The organism is Bacillus sp. LJBS06, from assembly GCF_016924995.1.
Lineage (GTDB): Bacteria > Bacillota > Bacilli > Bacillales > Bacillaceae > Bacillus > Bacillus stercoris.
The window spans coordinates 3,781,818-3,803,108 of record NZ_CP070483.1; the positions used below are offsets into that span (position 1 = coordinate 3,781,818).

Annotated in this window: 21 protein-coding genes, 1 pseudogene and 3 other annotated features; of the genes and pseudogenes, 8 read left to right on the plus strand and 14 right to left on the minus strand. The window is 45.5% G+C overall.

The features are described from left to right. The first annotated feature begins 1 nt into the window (after nucleotide 1). Both JQX68_RS19210 and JQX68_RS19215 read left to right on the plus strand, forming a co-directional pair. Nucleotides 2–1,282: a M16 family metallopeptidase gene (locus tag JQX68_RS19210; protein WP_147772663.1), complete on the plus strand. Its 1,281-nt coding sequence runs from the start codon at nucleotides 2–4 to the stop codon at nucleotides 1,280–1,282. Further along, entirely contained in the window at nucleotides 1,279–1,980 is a 702-nt protein-coding gene (locus JQX68_RS19215; protein WP_147772664.1) for a bacteriocin biosynthesis protein AlbG, read from the plus strand. The genes JQX68_RS19210 and JQX68_RS19215 overlap by 4 nt, the downstream gene beginning before the upstream one ends. Nucleotides 1,981–1,985: 5 nt before the next feature. Here the strand turns inward: JQX68_RS19215 and JQX68_RS19220 are convergent, their stop codons facing one another. From JQX68_RS19220 to JQX68_RS21905, 3 genes are read right to left on the minus strand one after another with little or no spacing between them, the layout of a single operon-like run. Then, nucleotides 1,986–3,362 (minus strand): YncE family protein, encoded by a 1,377-nt coding sequence (locus JQX68_RS19220; RefSeq protein WP_147772665.1) that lies wholly within the window; start codon nucleotides 3,360–3,362, stop codon nucleotides 1,986–1,988. A 39-nt stretch (nucleotides 3,363–3,401) separates the two neighbouring features. Beyond that, nucleotides 3,402–4,757 carry a YncE family protein gene (locus JQX68_RS19225; protein ID WP_147772666.1) on the minus strand — a complete coding sequence of 452 codons (1,356 nt, stop codon included), beginning with the start codon at nucleotides 4,755–4,757 and terminating at the stop codon, nucleotides 3,402–3,404. After that, on the minus strand, nucleotides 4,754–4,984 hold the full coding sequence (locus JQX68_RS21905) for a hypothetical protein (protein WP_125121078.1): 231 nt from the start codon (nucleotides 4,982–4,984) through the stop codon (nucleotides 4,754–4,756). Before JQX68_RS21905 ends, JQX68_RS19225 begins: the two co-directional genes overlap by 4 nt. 2 nt (nucleotides 4,985–4,986) lie before the next feature. Here JQX68_RS21905 and JQX68_RS19230 point away from each other — a divergent pair, with 2 nt between their 5' ends. The 3 genes and pseudogenes from JQX68_RS19230 to JQX68_RS19240 all read left to right on the plus strand — a co-directional run bounded on the left by JQX68_RS19230 (nucleotide 4,987) and on the right by JQX68_RS19240 (nucleotide 6,765). Beyond that, nucleotides 4,987–6,132 carry a response regulator aspartate phosphatase gene (locus tag JQX68_RS19230; RefSeq protein WP_017696253.1) on the plus strand — a complete coding sequence of 382 codons (1,146 nt, stop codon included), beginning with the start codon at nucleotides 4,987–4,989 and terminating at the stop codon, nucleotides 6,130–6,132. Beyond that, nucleotides 6,116–6,235: a PhrC/PhrF family phosphatase-inhibitory pheromone gene (locus JQX68_RS19235; protein ID WP_014665774.1), complete on the plus strand. Its 120-nt coding sequence runs from the start codon at nucleotides 6,116–6,118 to the stop codon at nucleotides 6,233–6,235. The genes JQX68_RS19230 and JQX68_RS19235 overlap by 17 nt, the downstream gene beginning before the upstream one ends. Nucleotides 6,236–6,350: 115 nt before the next feature. Continuing rightward, nucleotides 6,351–6,765: pseudogene (locus tag JQX68_RS19240) on the plus strand (YbaK/EbsC family protein). A 67-nt stretch (nucleotides 6,766–6,832) separates the two neighbouring features. On the opposite strand, the gene speB reads toward JQX68_RS19240, so the two are convergent. Together speB and speE are read right to left on the minus strand one after the other, a co-directional pair. Continuing rightward, the gene (gene speB, locus JQX68_RS19245) at nucleotides 6,833–7,705 is read right to left on the minus strand and encodes an agmatinase (protein WP_003227545.1); all 873 of its coding nucleotides are present in this window, start codon (nucleotides 7,703–7,705) and stop codon (nucleotides 6,833–6,835) included. Between the two features lie 60 nt (nucleotides 7,706–7,765). After that, complete coding sequence (gene speE, locus JQX68_RS19250; protein WP_003227543.1) at nucleotides 7,766–8,596, minus strand: spermidine synthase; 831 nt, start codon at nucleotides 8,594–8,596, stop codon at nucleotides 7,766–7,768. Between the two features lie 201 nt (nucleotides 8,597–8,797). On the opposite strand from speE, the gene JQX68_RS19255 reads away from it, so the two are divergent. Then, nucleotides 8,798–10,873, plus strand: coding sequence for a transglycosylase domain-containing protein (locus tag JQX68_RS19255; RefSeq protein WP_205440383.1), 2,076 nt, complete (start codon nucleotides 8,798–8,800; stop codon nucleotides 10,871–10,873). Nucleotides 10,874–11,179: 306 nt separating this feature from the next. Here JQX68_RS19255 and JQX68_RS19260 read toward each other — a convergent pair whose 3' ends face one another. Together JQX68_RS19260 and JQX68_RS19265 are read right to left on the minus strand one after the other, a co-directional pair. After that, nucleotides 11,180–11,698 carry a YwhD family protein gene (locus tag JQX68_RS19260; protein WP_014665777.1) on the minus strand — a complete coding sequence of 173 codons (519 nt, stop codon included), beginning with the start codon at nucleotides 11,696–11,698 and terminating at the stop codon, nucleotides 11,180–11,182. Nucleotides 11,699–11,711: 13 nt separating this feature from the next. Further along, on the minus strand, nucleotides 11,712–12,371 hold the full coding sequence (locus JQX68_RS19265) for a site-2 protease family protein (RefSeq protein WP_040081513.1): 660 nt from the start codon (nucleotides 12,369–12,371) through the stop codon (nucleotides 11,712–11,714). Between the two features lie 108 nt (nucleotides 12,372–12,479). Here JQX68_RS19265 and JQX68_RS19270 point away from each other — a divergent pair, with 108 nt between their 5' ends. Further along, nucleotides 12,480–12,668, plus strand: a complete 189-nt coding sequence (locus JQX68_RS19270; RefSeq protein ID WP_040081512.1) for a 2-hydroxymuconate tautomerase — start codon at nucleotides 12,480–12,482, stop codon at nucleotides 12,666–12,668. Between the two features lie 42 nt (nucleotides 12,669–12,710). Here the strand turns inward: JQX68_RS19270 and JQX68_RS19275 are convergent, their stop codons facing one another. The 7 genes from JQX68_RS19275 to JQX68_RS19305 form a co-directional block, all read right to left on the minus strand. Further along, complete coding sequence (locus JQX68_RS19275; protein ID WP_003242889.1) at nucleotides 12,711–13,130, minus strand: MarR family transcriptional regulator; 420 nt, start codon at nucleotides 13,128–13,130, stop codon at nucleotides 12,711–12,713. Nucleotides 13,131–13,249: 119 nt separating this feature from the next. Then, nucleotides 13,250–15,166: a threonine--tRNA ligase gene (gene thrS / locus JQX68_RS19280; protein ID WP_205440384.1), complete on the minus strand. Its 1,917-nt coding sequence runs from the start codon at nucleotides 15,164–15,166 to the stop codon at nucleotides 13,250–13,252. Nucleotides 15,167–15,219: 53 nt separating this feature from the next. Continuing rightward, nucleotides 15,220–15,441: a binding site (T-box leader), on the minus strand. A gap of 31 nt (nucleotides 15,442–15,472) precedes the next feature. Then, nucleotides 15,473–15,694, minus strand: a binding site (T-box leader). Between the two features lie 33 nt (nucleotides 15,695–15,727). Next, nucleotides 15,728–15,961: a binding site (T-box leader), on the minus strand. Nucleotides 15,962–16,015: 54 nt separating this feature from the next. After that, nucleotides 16,016–17,416 (minus strand): MFS transporter, encoded by a 1,401-nt coding sequence (locus JQX68_RS19285; protein ID WP_205440385.1) that lies wholly within the window; start codon nucleotides 17,414–17,416, stop codon nucleotides 16,016–16,018. After that, nucleotides 17,413–17,883 (minus strand): Rrf2 family transcriptional regulator, encoded by a 471-nt coding sequence (locus JQX68_RS19290; protein WP_040081510.1) that lies wholly within the window; start codon nucleotides 17,881–17,883, stop codon nucleotides 17,413–17,415. Before JQX68_RS19290 ends, JQX68_RS19285 begins: the two co-directional genes overlap by 4 nt. A gap of 112 nt (nucleotides 17,884–17,995) precedes the next feature. Next, complete coding sequence (locus tag JQX68_RS19295; RefSeq protein WP_040081509.1) at nucleotides 17,996–18,496, minus strand: YwgA family protein; 501 nt, start codon at nucleotides 18,494–18,496, stop codon at nucleotides 17,996–17,998. A 35-nt stretch (nucleotides 18,497–18,531) separates the two neighbouring features. Further along, the gene (locus JQX68_RS19300; RefSeq protein ID WP_014665786.1) at nucleotides 18,532–19,833 is read right to left on the minus strand and encodes an HD domain-containing protein; all 1,302 of its coding nucleotides are present in this window, start codon (nucleotides 19,831–19,833) and stop codon (nucleotides 18,532–18,534) included. A gap of 161 nt (nucleotides 19,834–19,994) precedes the next feature. Next, nucleotides 19,995–20,219 (minus strand): YuzB family protein, encoded by a 225-nt coding sequence (locus tag JQX68_RS19305; protein WP_003222050.1) that lies wholly within the window; start codon nucleotides 20,217–20,219, stop codon nucleotides 19,995–19,997. 213 nt (nucleotides 20,220–20,432) lie between these two features. Between JQX68_RS19305 and rsfA the strand changes: the two genes are divergently transcribed. Next, nucleotides 20,433–21,212 (plus strand): prespore-specific transcription regulator RsfA, encoded by a 780-nt coding sequence (gene rsfA, locus JQX68_RS19310; protein WP_040081508.1) that lies wholly within the window; start codon nucleotides 20,433–20,435, stop codon nucleotides 21,210–21,212. Nucleotides 21,213–21,291 lie beyond the last annotated feature (79 nt).

Here is a 21,291-nt window from a genome sequence, read left to right on the forward strand (position 1 = left end):
GATGGAAAAGAAAGCCTTTTTTCAACAGCTGGATGAACGAACCGATATCAAATACACAGAAAGCGGGCTGAAAATATTCAGATTAAAATTCCCCCGCGCCCATCTGCGCCTGTGCAATGTGAAAATCGATTTCGGAAGCCGTGATGTCTGCTTACAGGCAGAATCCGGCGACACGCTGCTTCCGTATGGCATAGCGCATTTTTTAGAGCATCTTCTCTTCTGGCATAACGGCCGCAACCTGTACAATGATTTTTTTGCGCATGGCGCGCTTTTAAACGCATTCACTACCTACACTGATACCAATTTCATGTTTACCTCATTACCGGATCGGCTCAGACAAACGATCCCCATCCTGCTTGATGCTTTATGGAACCACTCATTTGACAAAAAGATTGTCGCTCAGGAAAAAGCTGTGATTACAAGCGAAATTCAAACAGCACACCTTAACCATCAGCTCTCATATCATTATCAGCTGATCAGCATGCTTTCTCCCGCCTCACCTGCTGCCGTTTTCCCCGCAGGCAGAATCGAGGATATTAACGCGCTGAACATCGGTGATTTACAAAAAGCCTACAAAGCCGCCTACAAAGCCCATCGGATGACGCTGTTTTTGATTGGGGGTTCAGAAGATACGGAAATGCTTTTACCTCCTCACCTTCAGCTGCAGAAGCGTCCGCATGATCAAGCTAAAAAGAAAATCATCCCGGCGTGCCCTCCACCCCTTTCACAAAAAATGGTGCTGGGTGATGAGGAGCGGATGGAAGATACATGGACCGGATTACAGATCGGCGCACTTCCCGGGCAAAACGATCTGTTGACCGTAAAGCTTTATTGGGATATCGCGTCTCGTATTCTATTTCAATTAGATTCACCGTTTTTTCAAGAAATTCAGCAAACGTATCGCCTGGAAATCGATCGCTTGTCAGCCGAGACACATATATATGAGGATGGCGGTTTCTTGATCCTTCACAGTCAAGGGACCCATTCTTCAGCTTATATTGATGTCGCATCATACTATGTCACGCAGCAGAAAGAACAGGTTGCTTCCTGGCTTCAATACGGCAAGAACTCTTTGACTGACGCGATCATTTATGACAGCGATTATGTGCGTAAATGCTTCGAATGGGCGGCCGAGTGTGACAGGAACGATTGCTCGTTTCTTGACATGTACCACATCATTCAAGATATGGATACGCAGATTTTCATGTCTCTCATTGATGCATTGGCATCTTCTAACAAAGCGATCATTCATGTTTCCCAGAAAGAGGCGATCAAACAATGAGAAAAAGCACTGTCTTTACCTTGTTATTGCTGCTTGTCGGTATGGCGGCTTATTCCTTCGGCTGGGTTCAGGCCGCCGCCGAATCCGCCGCCCAATATGTACAGATGATCAACAGTGATGCCGTGCGGCTCGGACTGCTGGCTTGTACCGCCGCCGTCCTGATGCTGCCTGCTTTTCTCTATCTTCACTATGTCACCCAATCCGTGAAAAACATGACAGCAGCTTTTCAGAAACTCACACAGTCTCATCAAAGCTGCTGTGACTTTCAGCAACACAACCTGTGCAGCCGCTATGCAGAAGACGTCAAATCGCTGCGTGACAGCTATAAAAACATCCGCCAAACATACGTGATGGCTGCTGTATTATGCCAAGTCGTCATATTCGGATGCATGTTCGAAATCGTCAAAGCCGTCCCTTTCCGCCTTTACACGCCCCCTGCCGTTTCAATGGGGCTTGCGCTGTTACTGATCTTGTATTTATTGTTTTGCATGCGAACGTATTTGCTGCAGCTTTTGCAGCACGGCAGCCTGTTCAGAAAAGTGCTTGCGGGAGCGCTTGCAGCAGCCGGGATATGGTGGATGCTCAGTTTCACTATAAGTGAACTGCTGTTTCTGATCATCGTAGCGGCGATCCAGCAGATCGGATCATCAATATATAAGCACATCTCTGATCGCCGCCCCGCTTCTTTCGAACTATAAAGCTTCTACATTGCAATCGCAGACGGACCCGCGCCAACCGGAATCACCGTCACAGCTGTATAATCGCTCGTGCGGTACACGGTCACAGCATTGTCGTTGGGCTGTGCCGCATAAATATACTGATTGTCCGGCGTTACGGTGAGGTCAAAGGCGCCGGGCAGAGACACGTTTGCAATGATCCTCTGTCTAGCCGTATTAACTACGGATAAGTTTTTTATGAGAAACGGTTCACTATAAGGCTCTAGAAAATAAGCTCTAGTGCTGTCCAAAGAAAATACAATCGTTCTCAGAGTTTCAAATAAACGGTTAAAGTCGCTTCCCCTGCTTAATGGTGACAGACTGATCTCCGTTACACCTTTCGGCCACAGCTCACCATTCAACACGTACGCAAAATTTCCAGCGTAAGGAGTTGCAATTAAACTGGGGAATTCAAATGAATCGATGATACTTTCTGCCAACTGACCTGTACTTACATCATATTTATCAACCGACCAACTGCTTGCATTAGCGGTATAGACATACTGTCCATCCGGATCAAGAGCAAAGTCTAAAGCGCCGGGTATCGGAATGACATCAATGACCGATTGAGAGGCTATGTTAATCATATATATAGATCCGGCGGCCATCACGTACGCGAACTCATCTGTTGGATCAAATTCGATCTTTCTCGGCCCTCCTCCAACAGTAATGGTATTTATGATACTCAATGTTTTATTATCAATCACTGAGACAAGGTTGGTATTCCCATGGAGGACATACGTGAATGCTTTATTGAAAGTAACGCCTAGATTAGTTGGCACGTCAGAAAAAGGGATTGTTTTTACAACCGTGTTTAAATCTGCATCAATAACCGAAACCGTGCTGTCTCCAGTATTAGCAGTAAACACAAATGATTGAGGGTCTGGTGATGGCGGTAAAACAAGTGTACCGGTCACTGTAAGCGGACTGCCGTAGAAAGGCGGTACAATGAGAAGGTCTTCCACTGTTATTTGACTGAAATCAGGACAGCGGCCAGCCTGCGCTGCATAATAAACAACTTGATCAATCTCTTCAGAATGAATCACAGAAACCGCCCCATTGCCTTGTCCATATTGATTTCGCACAGGCGACACACTGACAAGAAGAGTAACGGTCCCTTGTACTCTCACAGCATATCGAACACCGATATCTTCTGTTTCAGGCCCAGTCTTGATTAAGCAAGGCTCACTGGTGCAGGACAAATTGTCTGTACTCCATGTAACAGCCGCTGACGCTTCAGCCGAATCAACCTTAAAGCCCTCAGGGATATCTATAGGCACTTGAAACGGCACTTCCCGGCCGATTTCCTCATCACAAAAACAGAAACAATTTTCCTGTAAAGCAGAAAGATCATTCTTTTTCATGATTTCACGTCCTTTTAGAAATGCACAGCATTCAGTTGATTAGATCGCAATAGCTCCCGGTGAAACCCCAAGAGATATGATAGTTTCCACAGAATAATCATCCGTGTTGTAAACAGTGATGTTCTGCTCTAAAAAATGGGTTGCATACAGAAATTCGCCATTCGGAGTAAACGCAAAGTCTCTTGCCGATTGCGGAATATTTCCTATAACGCCTGCTCCATTCGGACTGACAGAATACAAATTGCCAGTGAAGCTGTCATGTAAATACACCTCTGATCCACTCGTAAACATTGCATATTGGCCGTCAGGCTCCAGTTCTTGGGTAATGCTGATCGTAAACGTATTTAGATCAATAACCGTCAAATAATTGAATAAGAATTCTTGTTCTAACACATACGCATACCTCTCCAGAGAATCTGTTTCTATGGATGATACGATAAGATCTCGTTCAATCGTTCCTATGACTTCACCAGTGAATAGGTCCACTTTTTGCACTAAACCAAAATTAAGAACATAGGCGAATAACCCATTGGGGTCGATTGCAACATCATATCCTTCTACAGGAATCGACCTATCCACAGTTAACGTATCAATTCCAATCACATAAACCGCAGTACCGGTGAAAACATAAGCAAACTCATGATTAGGGATAAATCTAATCAATCGAGGCGGCTGATCCAGCAATATAGTTGCTGTCACTGTAAATGTGTCATAATCGATGACAGAAATCACATTATTGTTGGGATGTAAGACAAACACAGCGCTTTTATCTGGCGTAATTTCAATACCTGCCGGATTGTACGGAAGAGCAATCGTTGTCACAACAGAATGAGTGTTTGTATCAATCACAGAAACTGATTGATCATTTGGATTCGCTGTAAACGCATAAACGGGTTCCGGCTCCGGTACAAGCACAATCGTCCCCGTCACCGATAAAGGACTGCCGTAAAAGGGCGGAACAACAACAAGGTTCTCAATCGTGATGTCACTGATATCCGGGCAATCATCCGGTTGATCGGAATAATAGACGACTTGATCGATTTCTGCATTGTGAATGACGGAAACAGCCCCGTCCCCTTGTCCATATTGATTTCGCACAGGTGAGACACTGACGAGCAGCGTAACGGTTCCCTGCAGGCGCACTGCAAATTGAACACCGACCTCATCAGGCTCTGGCCCCGTTTGAATTAAGCAACGGTCACTGACACAAGAAAGGCTGTCTGCATTCCACGTCACGTTTGCAACAGCTTCAGCCGGATCAACGACAAACCCTTCAGGTAATTCAATCGGTGCTTGAAACATGGCTTCTCGGCTTGCTTCTCCCTCACAAAAACATAAGCACTCTTCTTGTTCTGCTCCTGCTTTTTCTTTAAAGGAAAGCTTGTTTTTTCTCATTCCTTCACTTCCTTTTCAGACATACACTGCTCACGCAGATATAACAGAATATGGAAGATTAACGTGTTTGCTTGTACAAATTGCTGAGGGTAAACGCTTCTTTTTGAAAATATATCTCCAAACATGCGGTGTAACGAAAGAAAAAATTGCGGTTTTTTTGCGCTTCTCACAAGAATGTTGATGATAAAATATGACATATATAGAATTATGAAGGGAGGGATTTGCAAACGTGACAGGTGTCATATCTTCTTCTTCCATCGGAGAAAAGATTAACGAATGGTATATGTACATACGCCGATTTAGCATACCCGATGCAGAATATTTGCGACGAGAAATCAAGCAAGAGCTGGATCAAATGGAAGAAGATCAAGACCTTCATTTGTACTATTCACTGATGGAGTTTCGGCACAACCTAATGCTTGAGTACCTTGAACCGTTAGAAAAAATGAGAATTGAGGAACAGCCGAGACTGTCTGATCTGCTGCTTGAGATTGATAAAAAACAGGCTCGTTTAACTGGTCTGCTTGAGTACTATTTTAATTTCTTCAGAGGCATGTATGAGCTGGATCGCCGTGAATATGTATTAGCCATTCAATTCTTTAAAAAAGCTGAGAGCAAGCTGGTTTTTGTGAAAGATAAAATCGATAAAGCTGAATTCTTTTTCAAAATGTCAGAAGTCTATTATTATATGAAACAAACTTATGTCTCCATGGACTATGCACGTCAAGCATTTGAAATATACAGTGAACAGACTACATATGATATCAGAATGATTCAATGCCAGTCCTTATTCGGAGCCAACTTTTTGGATTTAAAACAATACGAAAAAGCAATTGCCCATTTTCAAAAAGCCTTTACACTTGCAAAAACAGAGCAGCAGCCCCAATTAATGGGAAGAACACTTTATAACATAGCACTCTGCAAGCAAAACCAAAACAGTTTTGAATCAGCGATAGAGTATGTAAAAAAATCTATTCAAGTATTTGAAGGATCTAAAATGCTCCCTTCACTGCCACAAGCTTTTTTCCTAATTACACAAATTTATTTTAAATTAGGTAAGATTGATAACGCCTGTGAATATCATAAAAAAGGAAAAGAGTATTCTGCAGCTGCGGGAGATACCGTGTATCTAACGGAGTTTGAATTTTTGGAATCTTTATACTTGTCTGGACCGGATGAGGAACGGATAGAAAAATGTTTTGTTTTTCTTGAAAGTAAAATGATGTATGCAGATATTGAGGACTTCGCACTTGATGTTGCTAAATATTATCATCAACAGGAAAATTACAAAAAAGCATCTCATTACTTTTTAAAGGTTGAAGAAGCAAGACAGCACATTCAAGGGGGGGTGAATTTATATGAAATGGAAGTATAAATTATTACTCGCTTGTTTAGCTGTGAGTGCTGTATTTATCACAGTCGAAGTATCAAATTCATCAACAGAACATTTTGATGTTGCGCAACGCGCCATGATCTAAACCGCCGTCCATCGGCGGTTTTTTTTGTCCCCTCTTTACCCAATCTCCCAATTCATACTATGATTTTTTTCAATAATCTTGAAGAGAGTGGCAATGCAGCATGTCTCTGTAAAGTGTGAGAGCCCACTTTACACAGTGGAATCGAGAAAATGATGTGACGGAGTTTGAAACGTCGAGCGCGACACTGTTGAACAGGCAGCTGAGACGATCGGCGTGAGCCCGGCTAGAATCGCCAAGACCCTGTCCTTCAGAGGGGAAGGAGATCAGGCGATTCTGATTGTGGCAGCCGGCGATGCCAAGATCGACAACAAAACGTTCAGGCAAACATTTGGCTTTAAAGCAAGAACGCTCTCTCCTAATGAGGTGCTGGAGCAGACAGGCCATGAAATTGGAGGAGTTTGCCCATTTGGATTGGCTCATGATCCTGAGGTTTATCTTGATGTATCGCTGAAACGGTTTGGGACTGTTTTCCCCGCATGTGGCAGAAGAAACTCCGCTATCGAGGAGGATTATCCGAATTTTCTATCTAAAAAGCGTGGATTGATGTTTGTAAAGACTGGGAATAAAAAAACATCCAGACATCGTCTGGATGTTTACTTATTTCACAAACCCAAGCAGCATTTCACGGATGATTTTGCTGGCTGTGTTTGCCGTTTGCTCTGAGTGGTCGTATACCGGTGCGACTTCCACTAAATCAGCGCCCTTTACGTTTACCTCTGAACGCGCAATTTCATGGACGGATGCAAGCAGTTCTTTAGACGTGATGCCGCCGGCGTCAACCGTTCCTGTACCCGGTGCGTGTGCAGGGTCTAATACGTCAATGTCAATTGTGACATAAACCGGACGGCCCGCCAGCTTCGGAAGCACCTCTTTCAGCGGTTCAAGCACCTCAAATTTTGAGATGTGCATGCCGTTTTCCTTCGCCCATTCAAACTCTTCTTTCATGCCGGAACGGATTCCGAATGAATACACATTGTGCGGTCCGATCAATTCTGCCGCCTTACGGATCGGCGTGGAGTGAGAAAGCGGTTCTCCCTCATAATCAACTCGAAGATCTGTATGTGCGTCAAAATGGATAATCGCAAGGTCTGGGTATTTCTTGTACATCGCTTTAATGACAGGCCATGACACGAGGTGCTCCCCGCCCATACCCATTGGGAACTTCCCTTTTTCTAAAATGCTGTCCACGTACTCTTCAATCATATCCAGGCTTCGCTGCGGATTTCCGAACGGCAGCGGAATGTCGCCGGCGTCAAAGAAGTTCAAGTCAGCCAGATCGCGGTCTAAATATGGGCTGTATTCCTCAAGGCCGATTGATACCTCACGGATTCTGCTTGGACCAAAGCGTGAGCCCGGGCGATAGCTGACTGTCCAGTCCATCGGCATGCCGTAAAGAATGGCGTCCGCCTCTTCCCACTCGGGACGGCTCGCGATAAATACTTTTCCTGAATAAGCTTCATCAAATCTCATCTATAATACCCTCGCTTTCCTGTAAAAAAGCGCAAGATTCGCTCCTGCGCCATACCTTCATTATTTAATCAGGTCACTCACAAATTTCGGCAGAACAAACGCCGCTTTATGAATATCTTTTGTGTAATATTTCGTCTCAATATCGAAGAAACGGCTGTCTTCCACTGCAAGCGGATCATATTTTTTCGAGCCAATTGTAAATGTCCACAAACCGCTTGGATATGTCGGAATGTTCGCCGTATACAGCTTCGTAATCGGGAAAATTTCCTTCACGTCGCGCTGTACATTTGTGATTAATTCCGGTGTAAACCATGGGTTGTCCGTCTGCGCAACGAAAATACCGTCTTCTTTCAGCGCTTTTGCGATTCCTGCGTAGAATCCTTTTGTAAACAGGTTTACAGCCGGTCCGACTGGTTCAGTTGAATCTACCATGATGACATCGTATTGATTTTCAGATTTTGCAATGTGCATAAATCCGTCATCTACCTGCACGTCAACGCGCGGATCATCCAGTTTGCCTGCGATAGAAGGAAGGAACTTTTTAGAGTATTCGATCACCTTGCCGTCAATGTCTACAAGTGTCGCTTTTTTCACGCTTGGGTGCTTCAGGATTTCTCTGATAACGCCGCCGTCACCGCCGCCGACTACAAGAACGTGCTCCGGATTTGGGTGCGTAAATAATGGCACATGCGCCACCATTTCGTGATAAACGAATTCGTCTTTTTCAGATGTCATCACCATGCCGTCCAAAAACAGCATGTTGCCGAACTCTTCTGTTTCCACCATTTCTAAATGCTGAAACTCCGTTTGTTCTGTATGTAACGTCTTGTTAACCTTCATCGTAATGCCAAAGTTTTTCGTCTGCTTCTCTGTGTACCAAAGTTCGCTCAATTGTCATCTCCCTTTCCAGGCTGTATTCATTTATTGTAAGCGTCTAATCAGCTTTTATTCTCGGTTGAAATCTCATTTTCACCTAAGGAAAAAGTATAGAGGATGGCGGGAAAAAAGTAAAGATGCGTCCTGTTCAGCAATGTTTAAAAACGATCTTTTTTCCTCATAATAGTAGAAACATAAAAAAAGGGGGAACCCGTTGTGGATGCAATGACAAATAAACGGCTGAGACTGACGCTCAAAACCGTTCGCGCCTTTATCTTTTTAGGGGCTTTTGCGGCCTTTGCGGCAGCCGCCGTGTTTATGACTGTCATTTTGATAGCCAAATACCAGGGCGCTCCCTCGGTGCAGGTGCCGCAATCCACGATTTTGTATGCGAGTGACGGATCAAAGCTCGGGGAAACGAACTACGGCGAAAAGCGCTATTGGGTCCCCTTAAAGGACATGAATCCGACGATCGTAAAAGCGACAGTGGCGATTGAAGACCAGAATTTCTACGATCATCATGGCTTTGATTATAAACGCATGGCAGGCGCGGCGCTTGCTGATCTGAAAGCATTTGCCAAGGTTCAGGGTGCAAGCACCATCACCCAGCAATATGCGAGAAACTTATACCTTGAACACGACAAAACGTGGAAACGGAAATGGAATGAGGCGTTCTACACGATCCGTCTGGAACAAAACTATTCTAAGGACGAGATATTAGAAGGCTATTTAAATACGATTTACTACGGCCATGGCGCCTACGGCATTGAAGCCGCTTCCCGCCTGTATTTCGGCAAGCATGCCAAAAACCTGACGGATGCGGAGGCAGCGCTTTTGGCAGGAATCCCGAAAGGCCCTTCCGGCTATTCACCGTATGTCAATGAGACGAAAGCCAAGGAACGCCAGAAAACGATTGTGCGGATGATGGAAAAGCAGCAGATGATCAGCCAAAAGAAAGCGGATGAACTGATCAAGGAACCTCTTTCCTATCAGCCTTTGAATAAACAAGTTTCCAAGAGAAAGGCCCCTTATTTCTATGACAATGCGATGAGAGAGCTGGAGAAAAAGCTTGGCATGACGCGGGAGCAAATTGAAACGAGCGGGTTAAACGTCTATACAACGGTGGATAAACGGATGCAGCGCATCGCCGAGGAGACCATTACCAAAACGGTTAACGCGGGCTCTGACATTCAAGTCGGGTTTTCAGCCATTGATCCCCGCACCGGAAACGTTCTCGCCCTTGTCGGCGGCAGGGAATATCAAAAAAGCCCGTTTGACCGGACGACACAGGCGAAGCGCCAGCCTGCTTCGACGATCAAGCCATTGCTGTATTATAAAGCGATTCAAAGCGGATTTACGCCAGTCACTTTGATGAAAAGCGAAGAAACCGAGTTTCAAATTGATGCAAAGGGAGAAACCTATTCTCCAAGCAACTATAACGGATACTACGCCAACAAGCCGATTACGCTTCTGCAGGCGCTGGCGCTTTCCGACAACATTTACGCTGTAAAAACGCATCTTTTTCTCGGCACGAACAAACTCGTAAAGGCCGCAAAGGAATTCGGCATTACCGCCCATCTTCAAGCACTGCCGTCCCTGGCACTCGGCACTGAACCTGTGCGCCCGATTGAGATGGTCAACGCCTATGCCATGCTCGCAAACGGCGGAAAGAAAATCGAACCGACTTTTATTTCGCGAGTTACGGACGCGGCGGGCCATGTGCTGTACGAAAACCCGAGTCAGCATAAACAAGTTCTTGATGAAAAAGCCGCTTTTGTCACGGCGAGTATGATGACAGGCATGTTTGATACCGATTTAAACGGATATACATCGGTAACCGGACGAACGATAGCCAACCGCCTGACAAGAACGTATGCCGGAAAATCAGGAACCACCAGCGCAGACAGCTGGATGATCGGCTTCAATCCGAAGTTGGCCGCGGGTGTTTGGACTGGTTATGACAAAAACAGCACCATCGACTCGGTCGAAGAAAAAAGCTATGCTAAAACCATTTGGGCGGACTTCATGGAGAACGCGCTCAAGGGCGATCCGGAAACCGCGTTCAAGCCGCCAAAAGGCGTAACCGGCGTATACATTGATCCAAAGACAGGCTACTCATCAGGTCCCGGCTGCGCCGCAAAGCATTACACATATTTTGTGAAAGGCACAGAACCATCAAACGTGTGCTACGGGGCAGAACCCGCAAAACAAACAAAAGACCGGCTTCCAGCCAAAGAAAAGCCCGCTTCCGAGAAAAAATGGTGGGACAAATGGCTGGGGCGAAATCATTGAAAATAACCCGGCTTCTCGGAGGCCGGGTTATTCGTATGTTCCTTCATAATCGATGGTAAAATGTTAGGCAATCGAGCTGAACAATCAGTTTTGGGATAAAGTGGTGAATTTCTCATTTCTTCGACGCCGCTTCATCAACCAGTCGCCGACTCGAATGGTTTCGTACATCATATCCCCCTAAAAATGAAAAACCCCGAGTCTTGTTTCGGCTCGGGATTTTCCATGTCCTATTTCTGTATCACCAGTTTACTCAATGTTCACGAAAAATATCTCAAATATTCTAAAAGTTCACAGAAAATTCACAAATTAATTGTCTTCCGGAAGCAGGCTCGTTTTTAACTCATCTGAGGAACGGTCCCATAGGCCCTGATCATGCTTTTTCAGAAATTCGCCTAGTACACGCTTCGAGCTGTCGTCCATTTTATCAACGATGATTTTCCGTTTCATGGATTTATCCATCAGATTCACATGCTCAGGCAGTGACTTGTAGCCTCTTCTGATGCTTCTGTCGACCGTCATTTCACAGGCTGTTACCCCTGCGTAATAAGGGCCCTCTTCTCTTCTGTCAATCGTCACCCACACAAGCCAGTATGGTTTGCCGTTTGGAACATCTTCTTTATTAGGCAGAAATTTAATTCCTTTTTCAACGGTGCTGCGGGCATGCATGGCACCGATGTCTACGAACGCTTCTTTTTCCTCTACATCGACGAACACGGGAGAAATGTTATCAAGGCTGAGTGCCCCTACGCCAAAACCGCCGTGTCCGTCTGTCGGATCACTTTTGATAATATTAAACCCGATTGATTTTTTCTTTTTTTCTTCCATGAAGTTCTACCTCCTACAAAAGCGGTTGAAATATCGCTGAAAACAGCTTTAAAATCGAATCTCTTCCTGCATTAAGCAGCGGCCACAGCACATAAGATCCGAGCGGTGTCACAAACAGAACCAAAAACACGATAAAGCCGTAGTTCTCCGCTTGCGTCATTTTGGCACGCACGCTCGGCGGAACGAGATCTTCTATAATTCGATAGCCATCGAGCGGAGGAAGCGGCAGCAGATTAAATAAAAACAAGACAAGATTCAGCTGTATCCAAATAGAAAAAAACTGATCCAATCCCGTGCTGAATGCCGCAAGCATTTCCATTCCGTACGCATGCATCAACACTAACAAAAAGAAACCGATAAAGGCAAGAATCAGGTTACTGACAGGCCCGGCTATAGATACGAGCACACCGGCAAGCCGGGGTTTCTTAAAGAAACGGCGATTAACGGGAATGGGACGCGCCCATCCAAAGCCGGCCACCAAAATCAAAATGGTACCGAACGGATCAAGGTGCTTAATAGGATTCAGCGTCAGTCTTCCTTGTTTTTTCGCCGTATCGTCACCAAATTTGTATGCGACATAAGCATGGGCAAGCTCATGCATTGTAAACGACACAATTAGCGTGATGACGAGGTATGGCATTAAAGACAACGGATAATATAAAAAACGGTCCAAGTGAGATATCCCTCTTTCTCAAAATGCAAGAATTTACTTTATTCAGTATACTATAAGAAGCCTCTTTTTCTAAAGAGAGGAAACGAGATAAAGGAGGATTCAGCACACATGCCATACGTAACTGTCAAAATGCTCGAAGGCCGTACAGACGAGCAAAAACGCAATCTTGTTGAGAAAGTAACAGAAGCCGTAAAGGAAACAACCGGCGCTTCTGAAGAAAAAATTGTTGTCTTTATAGAAGAAATGAAAAAAGACCATTATGCCGTTGCAGGCAAACGCCTGAGCGATATGGAATAATCTCTATAAAGCCGGCGCTTCGCGCACCGGCTTTTATTATCCCTATTGAGCCAGCTTCGCAATAATCGCCAAGAACGTCTTTTTCTCTTCGGCTGTTAAACGTTCAAACATCCCGTCAATCAGCTGCTGGCGGTTTTCGATCATTTGTTCAGCCGCTCCCCGGCCCGATTCAGAAAGCGTAATCCATACAGTGCGGCGGTCATTATTATTTCTGGATCTCTCAATAAACCCTTCCTGCTCTAAATGATTCAGAGCTGTAGTCGTGGCAGAGGGAGACAGTGTGACCTCCTTCAAAATATCCTTTATGGTGCAGCTCCCATGTCTGTATATGATCCGCAGAATAAATCCTCTTACATTATTCACGTGTTTCGGAACGGTGGCTTCATCTAATTGCTTCGTGCTTTTCAAATATTTTGTAAGTGCGTGATCCAGCAAATTTGCTTCCAGTTTGTCATGGTCCATGTCAATTTCCCCATTTCGAGATGCATTCATAACATACGAACGATATGATTTACTTATTATTTTACTGATTCCGAATAGGGAAAGTCAAAAAAGCAAAATGTGAATTCACAGCTTTTATCCTACATGCCTCGATTTTCCACCTGTTTCACAAGCTTATCTTTGAATGTCTGAAAAGAAACGTGTTCATTCTGCTGATGTCCGAATAGGCGGACGTTAACCGCGTTCTCCTGCTCCTCTTGATCTCCAAGCACCAGCACGTACGGGATTTTCTGCATCTGCGATTCTCTGATTTTATAGCCGAGCTTCTCATTGCGCTCATCAATGCCGGCTCTTATCCCCGCCTGCTTCAGCTCCGCCTGCACCTTTCTGCAATAATCCAAGTGTACGTGCGAAACCGGTATGATTTGAACCTGGATCGGTGCGAGCCAGACTGGAAAAGCCCCGCCGTAATGCTCGATCAAAATACCGAAGAAACGGTCGATCGAGCCGAAAACCGCTCTGTGGATGACAACGGGACGAACCTTTTCATTGTGTTCGTTGATATATGTTAAATCAAATTTTTCCGGCATTTGAAAATCAAGCTGAATTGTCGCACATTGGTGGCTCCGTTTTAGGGCATCTTTTATGTGGAAATCAATTTTTGGCCCGTAAAACGCCCCATCGCCCTCATTGATCTCATAAGAGAGGCCAAGCTCCTCAAGGACGCGTGCTAAGGCACGCTCCGACGCTTCCCAAAGGCTGTCATCGCCTAATGAATCCTCCGGGCGAGTCGAAAGCTCAACTGAATACTCGAAACCAAATGTCCGATATACCTCATCAATCAGCCGAATCGCTTCTTTGATCTCACTCTCAATCTGATCCTCCCGAACGAAAATATGGGCGTCATCCTGACAGAACGTCCGAACGCGAAGCATTCCGTTTAAAGCCCCGCTGTATTCATGGCGATGCACCTGTCCGAATTCCGCCATGCGAATCGGCAGATCCCGGTAAGAATACAGGCTGTTTTTAAAGATGAGCATGTGGCCCGGGCAATTCATCGGCTTCATTGCGAACCTTGTATCATCCACTTCTGAGAAGTACATATTGTCGCGATAATGATCCCAATGGCCTGACTGCTCCCATAACCGCTGATTCATCATAAACGGCGTACGCACCTCATCGTAGCCGGCATTTGTTTGCAGCTCACGCGAGAAGCGTTCCAGCTCATTGCGGACAATCTGCCCTTTCGGCAAATAAAACGGCATCCCCGACGCTTCTTCAGAAAACATAAACAGCCCTAACTGTTTGCCCAACTTGCGATGGTCTCGTTTTGCCGCTTCTTCCAACATATGCAGGTGCGCATCCAAATCTTTTTTCTTTTGAAACGCAACCCCGTACACCCGCTGCAGGACTTCATTTTTGCTGTCTCCCCGCCAATAAGCGCCTGATACTCTTGTCAGCTTGAACGCTTTGATCATTCCTGTAGAAGGAAGATGCGGCCCGCGGCACAGGTCAATGAATTCTCCTTGCTGGTACAGCGTGATATCCTCCCCGCGCGGAATATCCTTTAAAATCTCAAGCTTAAGCCGCTCGTCTTTTTGTGCAAACAGCTCTTCAGCTTTTTCGTAAGAAACCTCTATACGTTTGATTTCAAGGTTCTCATTTATAATGTGTTTCATTTCTTTTTCGATAGCCTCTAAGTCTCCTGATCCCAAGCTTTTCTCCAGCTTCATGTCATAGTAGAAGCCGTCTTCAATCACAGGCCCTACCCCCAATGACACTTCGCCGTACAGCCGTTTTACTGCTTGAGCCAGCACGTACGCTGATGTGTGGCGAAGCACCTGCAAGCCTTCTTGTGAATCGAGTGTGACAATCGAAAGCTCAGCATCCTCCTCCAGCTTGAAACTGAGATCAACAAGCTTGCCGTTGACCTGACCTGCAGCCGCCTTCTTTTGCAGACTGGAACTGATCGAACCAGCTGCTTCCTTGATTGTGATGCCTTTCGGATATTCCTTGATCTGTCCGTCCGGAAGCTGAATGTGTACATGTTTACTCATTTTAAAACACTCCTTATTCATTGTTGTATATAAAAAAACACACCCGTCCCGCAGATAGGGACGAGTGTGTCATTAACCCGTGGTTCCACCCAAGTTCCCGACAAACGTGATGTTGTCGGCTCGGTGCTGTAACGCAGCATAGACGGCATTGGATACTTTAGTTCCCCAATGCTGCTCCAAGGCGGTAAATGATATTCCTAAGCTGGGAAGCTCTCACCTTTTCTTCCCTCTCTGAAAACCGTAAAAATCATTCATGTCCTTTTCATCGCATATATTCAATTCATAAAAAAACACACCCGTCCCGCAGATAGGGACGAGTGTGTGATTAACCCGTGGTTCCACCCAAGTTCCCGACAAACGCGATGTTGTCGGCTCGGTGCTGTAACGCAGCATAGACGGCATTGGATACTTTAGTTCCCCAATGCTGCTCCAAGGCGGTAAATGATACTCCTAAGCTGGGAAGCTCTCACCTTTCCTTCCCTCTCTGAAAACCGTAACTATCATTCATGTCCTTTTCATTGCATGTATTTAATTCATATAAAAAAACACACCCATCCCTCTAAAAGGGACGAATGTGTTGATCATCCGTGGTTCCACCCAAATTCCCGATCAATTCAATTACACATGGTGATCGGCTTGAAGATGCTGTAACGCAGCATGACGGTATCAGATACTTGTTTTCCCCGATACGGCTCAAAGGCGGTAAGCTGCTTTCTCTGCGTTAGGAAGATTTCAGCTGTCCTTCCCTCTCTGGAAACCGTAAAAAGCATCTCATGTCCTTATCAGTGCCTGTTGTTTCAATAATTTTTTATATCTTACTATATATTCCCACAAAGCGCAATCAGTGATTTACATTTTTTCTGACGCGGCAGTCCCGTTATGGGCAGCCAGAAACAGCCATACAAGCAATGCAGCGAGGCTGTACGCCGCCCCCATCATCAAAAATGTAAACCCGGCACCGGCATACCAAGTGGCGGACAGATGAATGATCACCCCGGTTATCGCTACGCCGACCAAAGCCCCGATTTGCCGGTTTGCATTTAACGCCGCACCGGCAATGTTCGCATGCCTTTGCCCGGCAGCCTGCATGATCACAGTTGTCATGGCAGGAACTGTAATACCGGTACAGAGGTTCATGACAGACATCAAAGCCGCCAGCTGCCAATAAGGAAAATCCGGAGAAATCAGCACAAACAACAGCAATGCAATGATACAGCTGACCGCCATTGCGACAAACATAAGCTGCCCGGCTTCGAATCGATTCGCCAGACGGGCGAACAGCAGATTGCCGATCACGAAGACCGCCATCATCGGCAGCAGCTCAACTCCGGCCATGAAGGAGTTTGCGCCTCCTGCTTCCTGCAAAAAAAGACTCAGCATAAACATGCCGCCAAAAAGGGCAAAATTCAGCAAAAACCCGATAAATTGGGCCGCTGAGAAACGGCCGTTTTTATATAAGGACGCCGGCAGGATGGGTGTTTTTGCAGAAATTTCCCGCAGCAAAAACAGCACAAATGCCAAAATCGCTGCAGTACATGCTAGAAGAATCACGGGCGAGCGCCAGCCCGCTGATGGCCCCTGTATCAATGCATAGGAAAGAAAGCCGAGAGCCATCATGCCAAGCAGATGCCCGGTGATGTTCACGCGGCCGGTTTTTCCCGGGACGCGGCTGAGAATTCGGTAAGCTGAAATGAGCGCGGCAGCCCCCAACGGCACATTGATCAGAAAAATACTCTGCCAGCCTGCCAACTGTACCAGCACACCCCCAATAAAAGGCCCAAGGGCTGAAGCGGCGGAAACAAGCGCGGCCCACAGTCCAAACATTCTCGCCCGCGCCCGTTCATCAGGGTAAGAGGCAGCCAAAAGGCTGAGTGAGCTTGGCATGAACAAGGCTGCGCCAATTCCCTGTATAAGACGTCCGGCAATCAGCATCTGCCCATTAAAGGATGCAGCGCATAGACAAGAGGCGAGAACAAAAACAGCTAAACCCAGGATATAGATCGTCTTCGATCCGAAACGGTCGGCCAAGGCTCCGCCCGCCAGCAGAAGCGACGCAAAAGTAAGAATGTACCCGTCCACAACCCACGTTACACCTGAAAGTGACATTGAAAGAGTGTTTTTCATATCCGCCATCGCCACATTCACAACGGTTACATCAAGAGTAGCCATGAGAAAACCAAGAGCGAGCACGATCAGTACAGATATTCCTGTTGATGAATCTGTTTTGTGTAAAGATCCGCTGTTTTTCATTGCAATTGCCCTTTCATTTGCTCGTTTATCCAATCATCTATTTTTTCAAGATCATACAATTCCCCGACTCTGTCCATGACATGCTGCAGGGACTCTTCTTTCATGAGATTGGCCCATTTATCCTCGATTTCCCCCATGACTGTCTCCAGCACACAGTTTTCACCTTCGAATACAGATTGCAGCAGACCTTTTCCCTGATACATCGAACCTCTGCCTTCGACCGCTTGATAAATATCATAAAGCGTAATGTCCGCCAAAGGCTTCGTCAGGGTAAAACCGCCCTTCGTCCCTGGCAAGGATTCTGCCAAACCTGCTTGAACCAATGTTCTCATCAGCTTCTTCAAATAAGACGGAGACACGCGCAATCGCTGGCTTATTGCCTCTGACGTCAAAGAAGCCTGTACAGGCAGCCGTGACAATAAAAGCAACACAGAAACCGCCTGCTCCATCCCGGATTTCATTTTCATCATACACACTCCCGATTCATTATGGATAACTATTATCCACAATAGATCCCTTAGCGGCTTTTGTCAATAAAAAAAAGCAAAAGAAACAGTTCATTTCTTTTGCTTGGTATCCTTAACAAATCTGCTTCAGTTCCTCTATGTATTGAAGCGCTTCGTCATATTCTTCATTTGTATATTTTTGCTTGCTTTTGATTGTAAAGACTTTTTCTTTCTTTTCCTCATCCTCAAGCCCGTCAAAGTAAAGGATCGTGGAAACCAGCTCTAAAAACCGTGATGAACGGCTGTTTACACTGTCGATATAGCCTTTCATATCCGGCATGTTCAGATCAGCATGGTCTAAAAATGCGGAGCCTGTCTCAGTCAGCGAATACCGGTATTGAAAGTAGCCGCCCTTTTTTTCCTTCACCTCATGCAGAAATCCAAGGTTGCACAGCTCTTCAATCTGGAGCGTCAGTTCCTCTGAATATGGTCCGTAAAAGTGAAAATCATATTTCTCATAGAAAGGAAACTGCATTTTCTTGGCGATATAAATCATTTTCTGCAGCTTCTTTCGCCCGATGATTTCTCCAGAATCCGAGAACACCTTCATCAGTTTTGCATGTTCTTTCAACAAATTCCCGACATCTCCTTTTTCCTTCTTTCCAATTTCTATGTCAGTCCCAGCAGCTGCCGGATTTTCATTTTCGCTTCCGGATGTTTAGAGCCGTCACAAATCAAGTCCTTTGGATAGTACAGCTTGTGGTCGGTCCGCCGTTTACCGGAGATGGATTCCACAATAGCCGACTGCCTGGACAGCTCTTTAATTTGGCCGTTTTGCGTCAAGAGATGGATCGGCAGACGCTCCTCTTCCTCTCCCGGCCGGTAAAAATCGTATGGCAGATCTGAAGAAGAATCAACGACCAAATAATAGCTCGGATCGATCCCCGCCTCTTTGAACAATGACGTCAGCTCAAAATAAGCCGACATTTCTTCATTCGGATTGAATTCAACGTATTGGAACAGCTGGCGGTTAATGAATCTGCGGCACAAGTCGGATAAAATCGCGTCTTCTTCATCCTCCCAGGCCTGGAAGTAATACAAAATAATAGATTCATCCAGCTTTACATAATCCTCCAGTGTCAATTTCCCTTCAAAAATAGAATAAAAATGAACCGGAGCGTGAGTGAAGACATAGCCTTCATCATGCAGCTGCTTCGCCCTGTGAAGAATCTTCGTTAAAATGACCTCTGCACTTCTGGTCACAGGATGGAAGTAGACCTGCCAGTACATTTGGTAACGGCTCATGATATAGTCTTCGACAGCGTGCATTCCGCTTTCTTTAATGACGATCTGATCCTCGCGCGGCCGCATCACCCGAAGAATCCGCTCCATATCAAAATGGCCGTAGCTGACGCCCGTATAATAGGCGTCACGCTGCAGGTAATCCATCCGGTCTGCGTCAATTTGACTCGAAATGAGGCTGACCACTTGCTTGTTTTTATATGTTTTGGCAATGACTTCAGCAACATCCTGGGGGAAATCCGGGCTCACCTTTCTGAGCACCTGGTTAACCTCCGTGTCTCCCAAAATGATACCTCTTGTAAAATCTTCGTGGTCAAGGTGAAAGACCTTTTCAAATGAATGCGAGAACGGCCCGTGCCCGAGATCATGAAGCAGCGCCGCGGCCAAACAGAGTTCGCGTTCACTGTCATCCCATTCAGGGCGGCCTTTAAAGACGTCATCAACCATTCTCCTGACAATTTCATAGACACCGAGAGAATGGTTGAACCGGCTGTGCTCAGCCCCATGGAACGTCAAATAGGTCGTGCCGAGCTGCTTAATTCTGCGGAGACGCTGAAATTCACGGGTTCCGATCAAATCCCATATCAGCTTGTCCCGAACATGAACATAGCGGTGCACCGGATCTTTAAACACTTTTTCTTCTGATAATTTTCCATTTGGATACGCCATCGTCATTCCCTCTTTTTTTTAGCCGTGTTTCTATTATATCGACTCTATTCTTTGAAAACATCCTTGAATTTGCCCGGCGATTTGTTCCATCTTCATGAAAAACACATCTTGTGAAGCAAAAAAGCCTGACCTGAGGGCCGAGGCTAAGAAAAAATATGTTTTTACTTTTTTATTTTCTTTTTTACTTTGTCAATCAGCTCATCCTCTGTCGGAGCTGACAGCGGGCGATTGTTCACAAAAGCAAATGATTTTTTCCGTCCGGGCCCGCAATAAGATTGGCATCCTACCTCAACCTTTGCGTCCGGGTCCACTTCTTTCAAACGCGGCAGCAATGTTTTGATATTAGTGGCTTGGCAATCATCACACACTCGAAATTCATTAGCCATGACGTACGCTTCCCTTCATTTCTATGTTCATCTATGTGAATAACCTAAAATCACGTTTCAAAAAAATCACATCACTCTTCATTTTACAAGGATTCGACTGTTCCTGCAAGCCGCTCCATCCTTCGTATCTCCTATTCTTTCAGCCAATTTGTATAAATATTTTCCAACCTGGACATTCTAATACCATGAAAAGAAAAATGGGAGTTGAGATAAATGACAAAACAACGACAAGACGCTTGGTCAGAGGAAAACGATCTGCTTTTAGCCGAAACAGTGCTTCGGCATGTGAGAGAGGGCAGCACTCAATTAAATGCCTTTGAAGAAGTCGGCGATAAATTAAACCGGACATCCGCAGCCTGCGGATTCAGATGGAACGCGGTGGTCCGCCATCAATATGAAAAAGCGCTTCAGCTTGCGAAGAAACAGCGAAAACAGCGGATGAGGGCGCTCGGAAACGGGCAGCCTGCGAAAAAAAGATTATTATATCAGCCTCCTGCCGTTGATCCTGAAATCATTCAAGAAACCGCTGCAGAGGAACCAGTCAAAACGGATGCACCATCTGCCGAAAATGAGCAGCAGACTTTAATGTCTGGCGAACATATGCCTTTTGTTGATGAAAGCTTTAAGGAAGAGTTAGCTAGTCTATCACACTTATTGTCTCCTCAAACGCCTGCAGCTGCGCCTGAGATGACGATGAATGATGTGATCCGCTTCCTGCAGAATTACGAAGGCAATAACGAGCAATCATCAGCATTAAAAATGGAAAATGAACGTTTAAAGAAAGAAAATCAGGAATTGCAAAGCAAGACGGAGCAGCTTGAGGCAGAAGTTCAAAAGCTTGAAAAAGACCAAAAAACGATCCAAGAAGATTATGAAACCTTGGTGAAAATTATGAACAGAGCCAGAAAGCTAGTTTTATTTGAAGAAGATGAACATGCCTCTCCGTCCTTCAAAATGGACAGGAACGGCAATTTAGAAAAGTTAGCAGAATAACATAGTGAAATCCCAAAACGGGCAGCGGTTTTGGGATTTTCGCCATGTACAAAATCCCCCTTTTCTGTTGAGAAAAGAG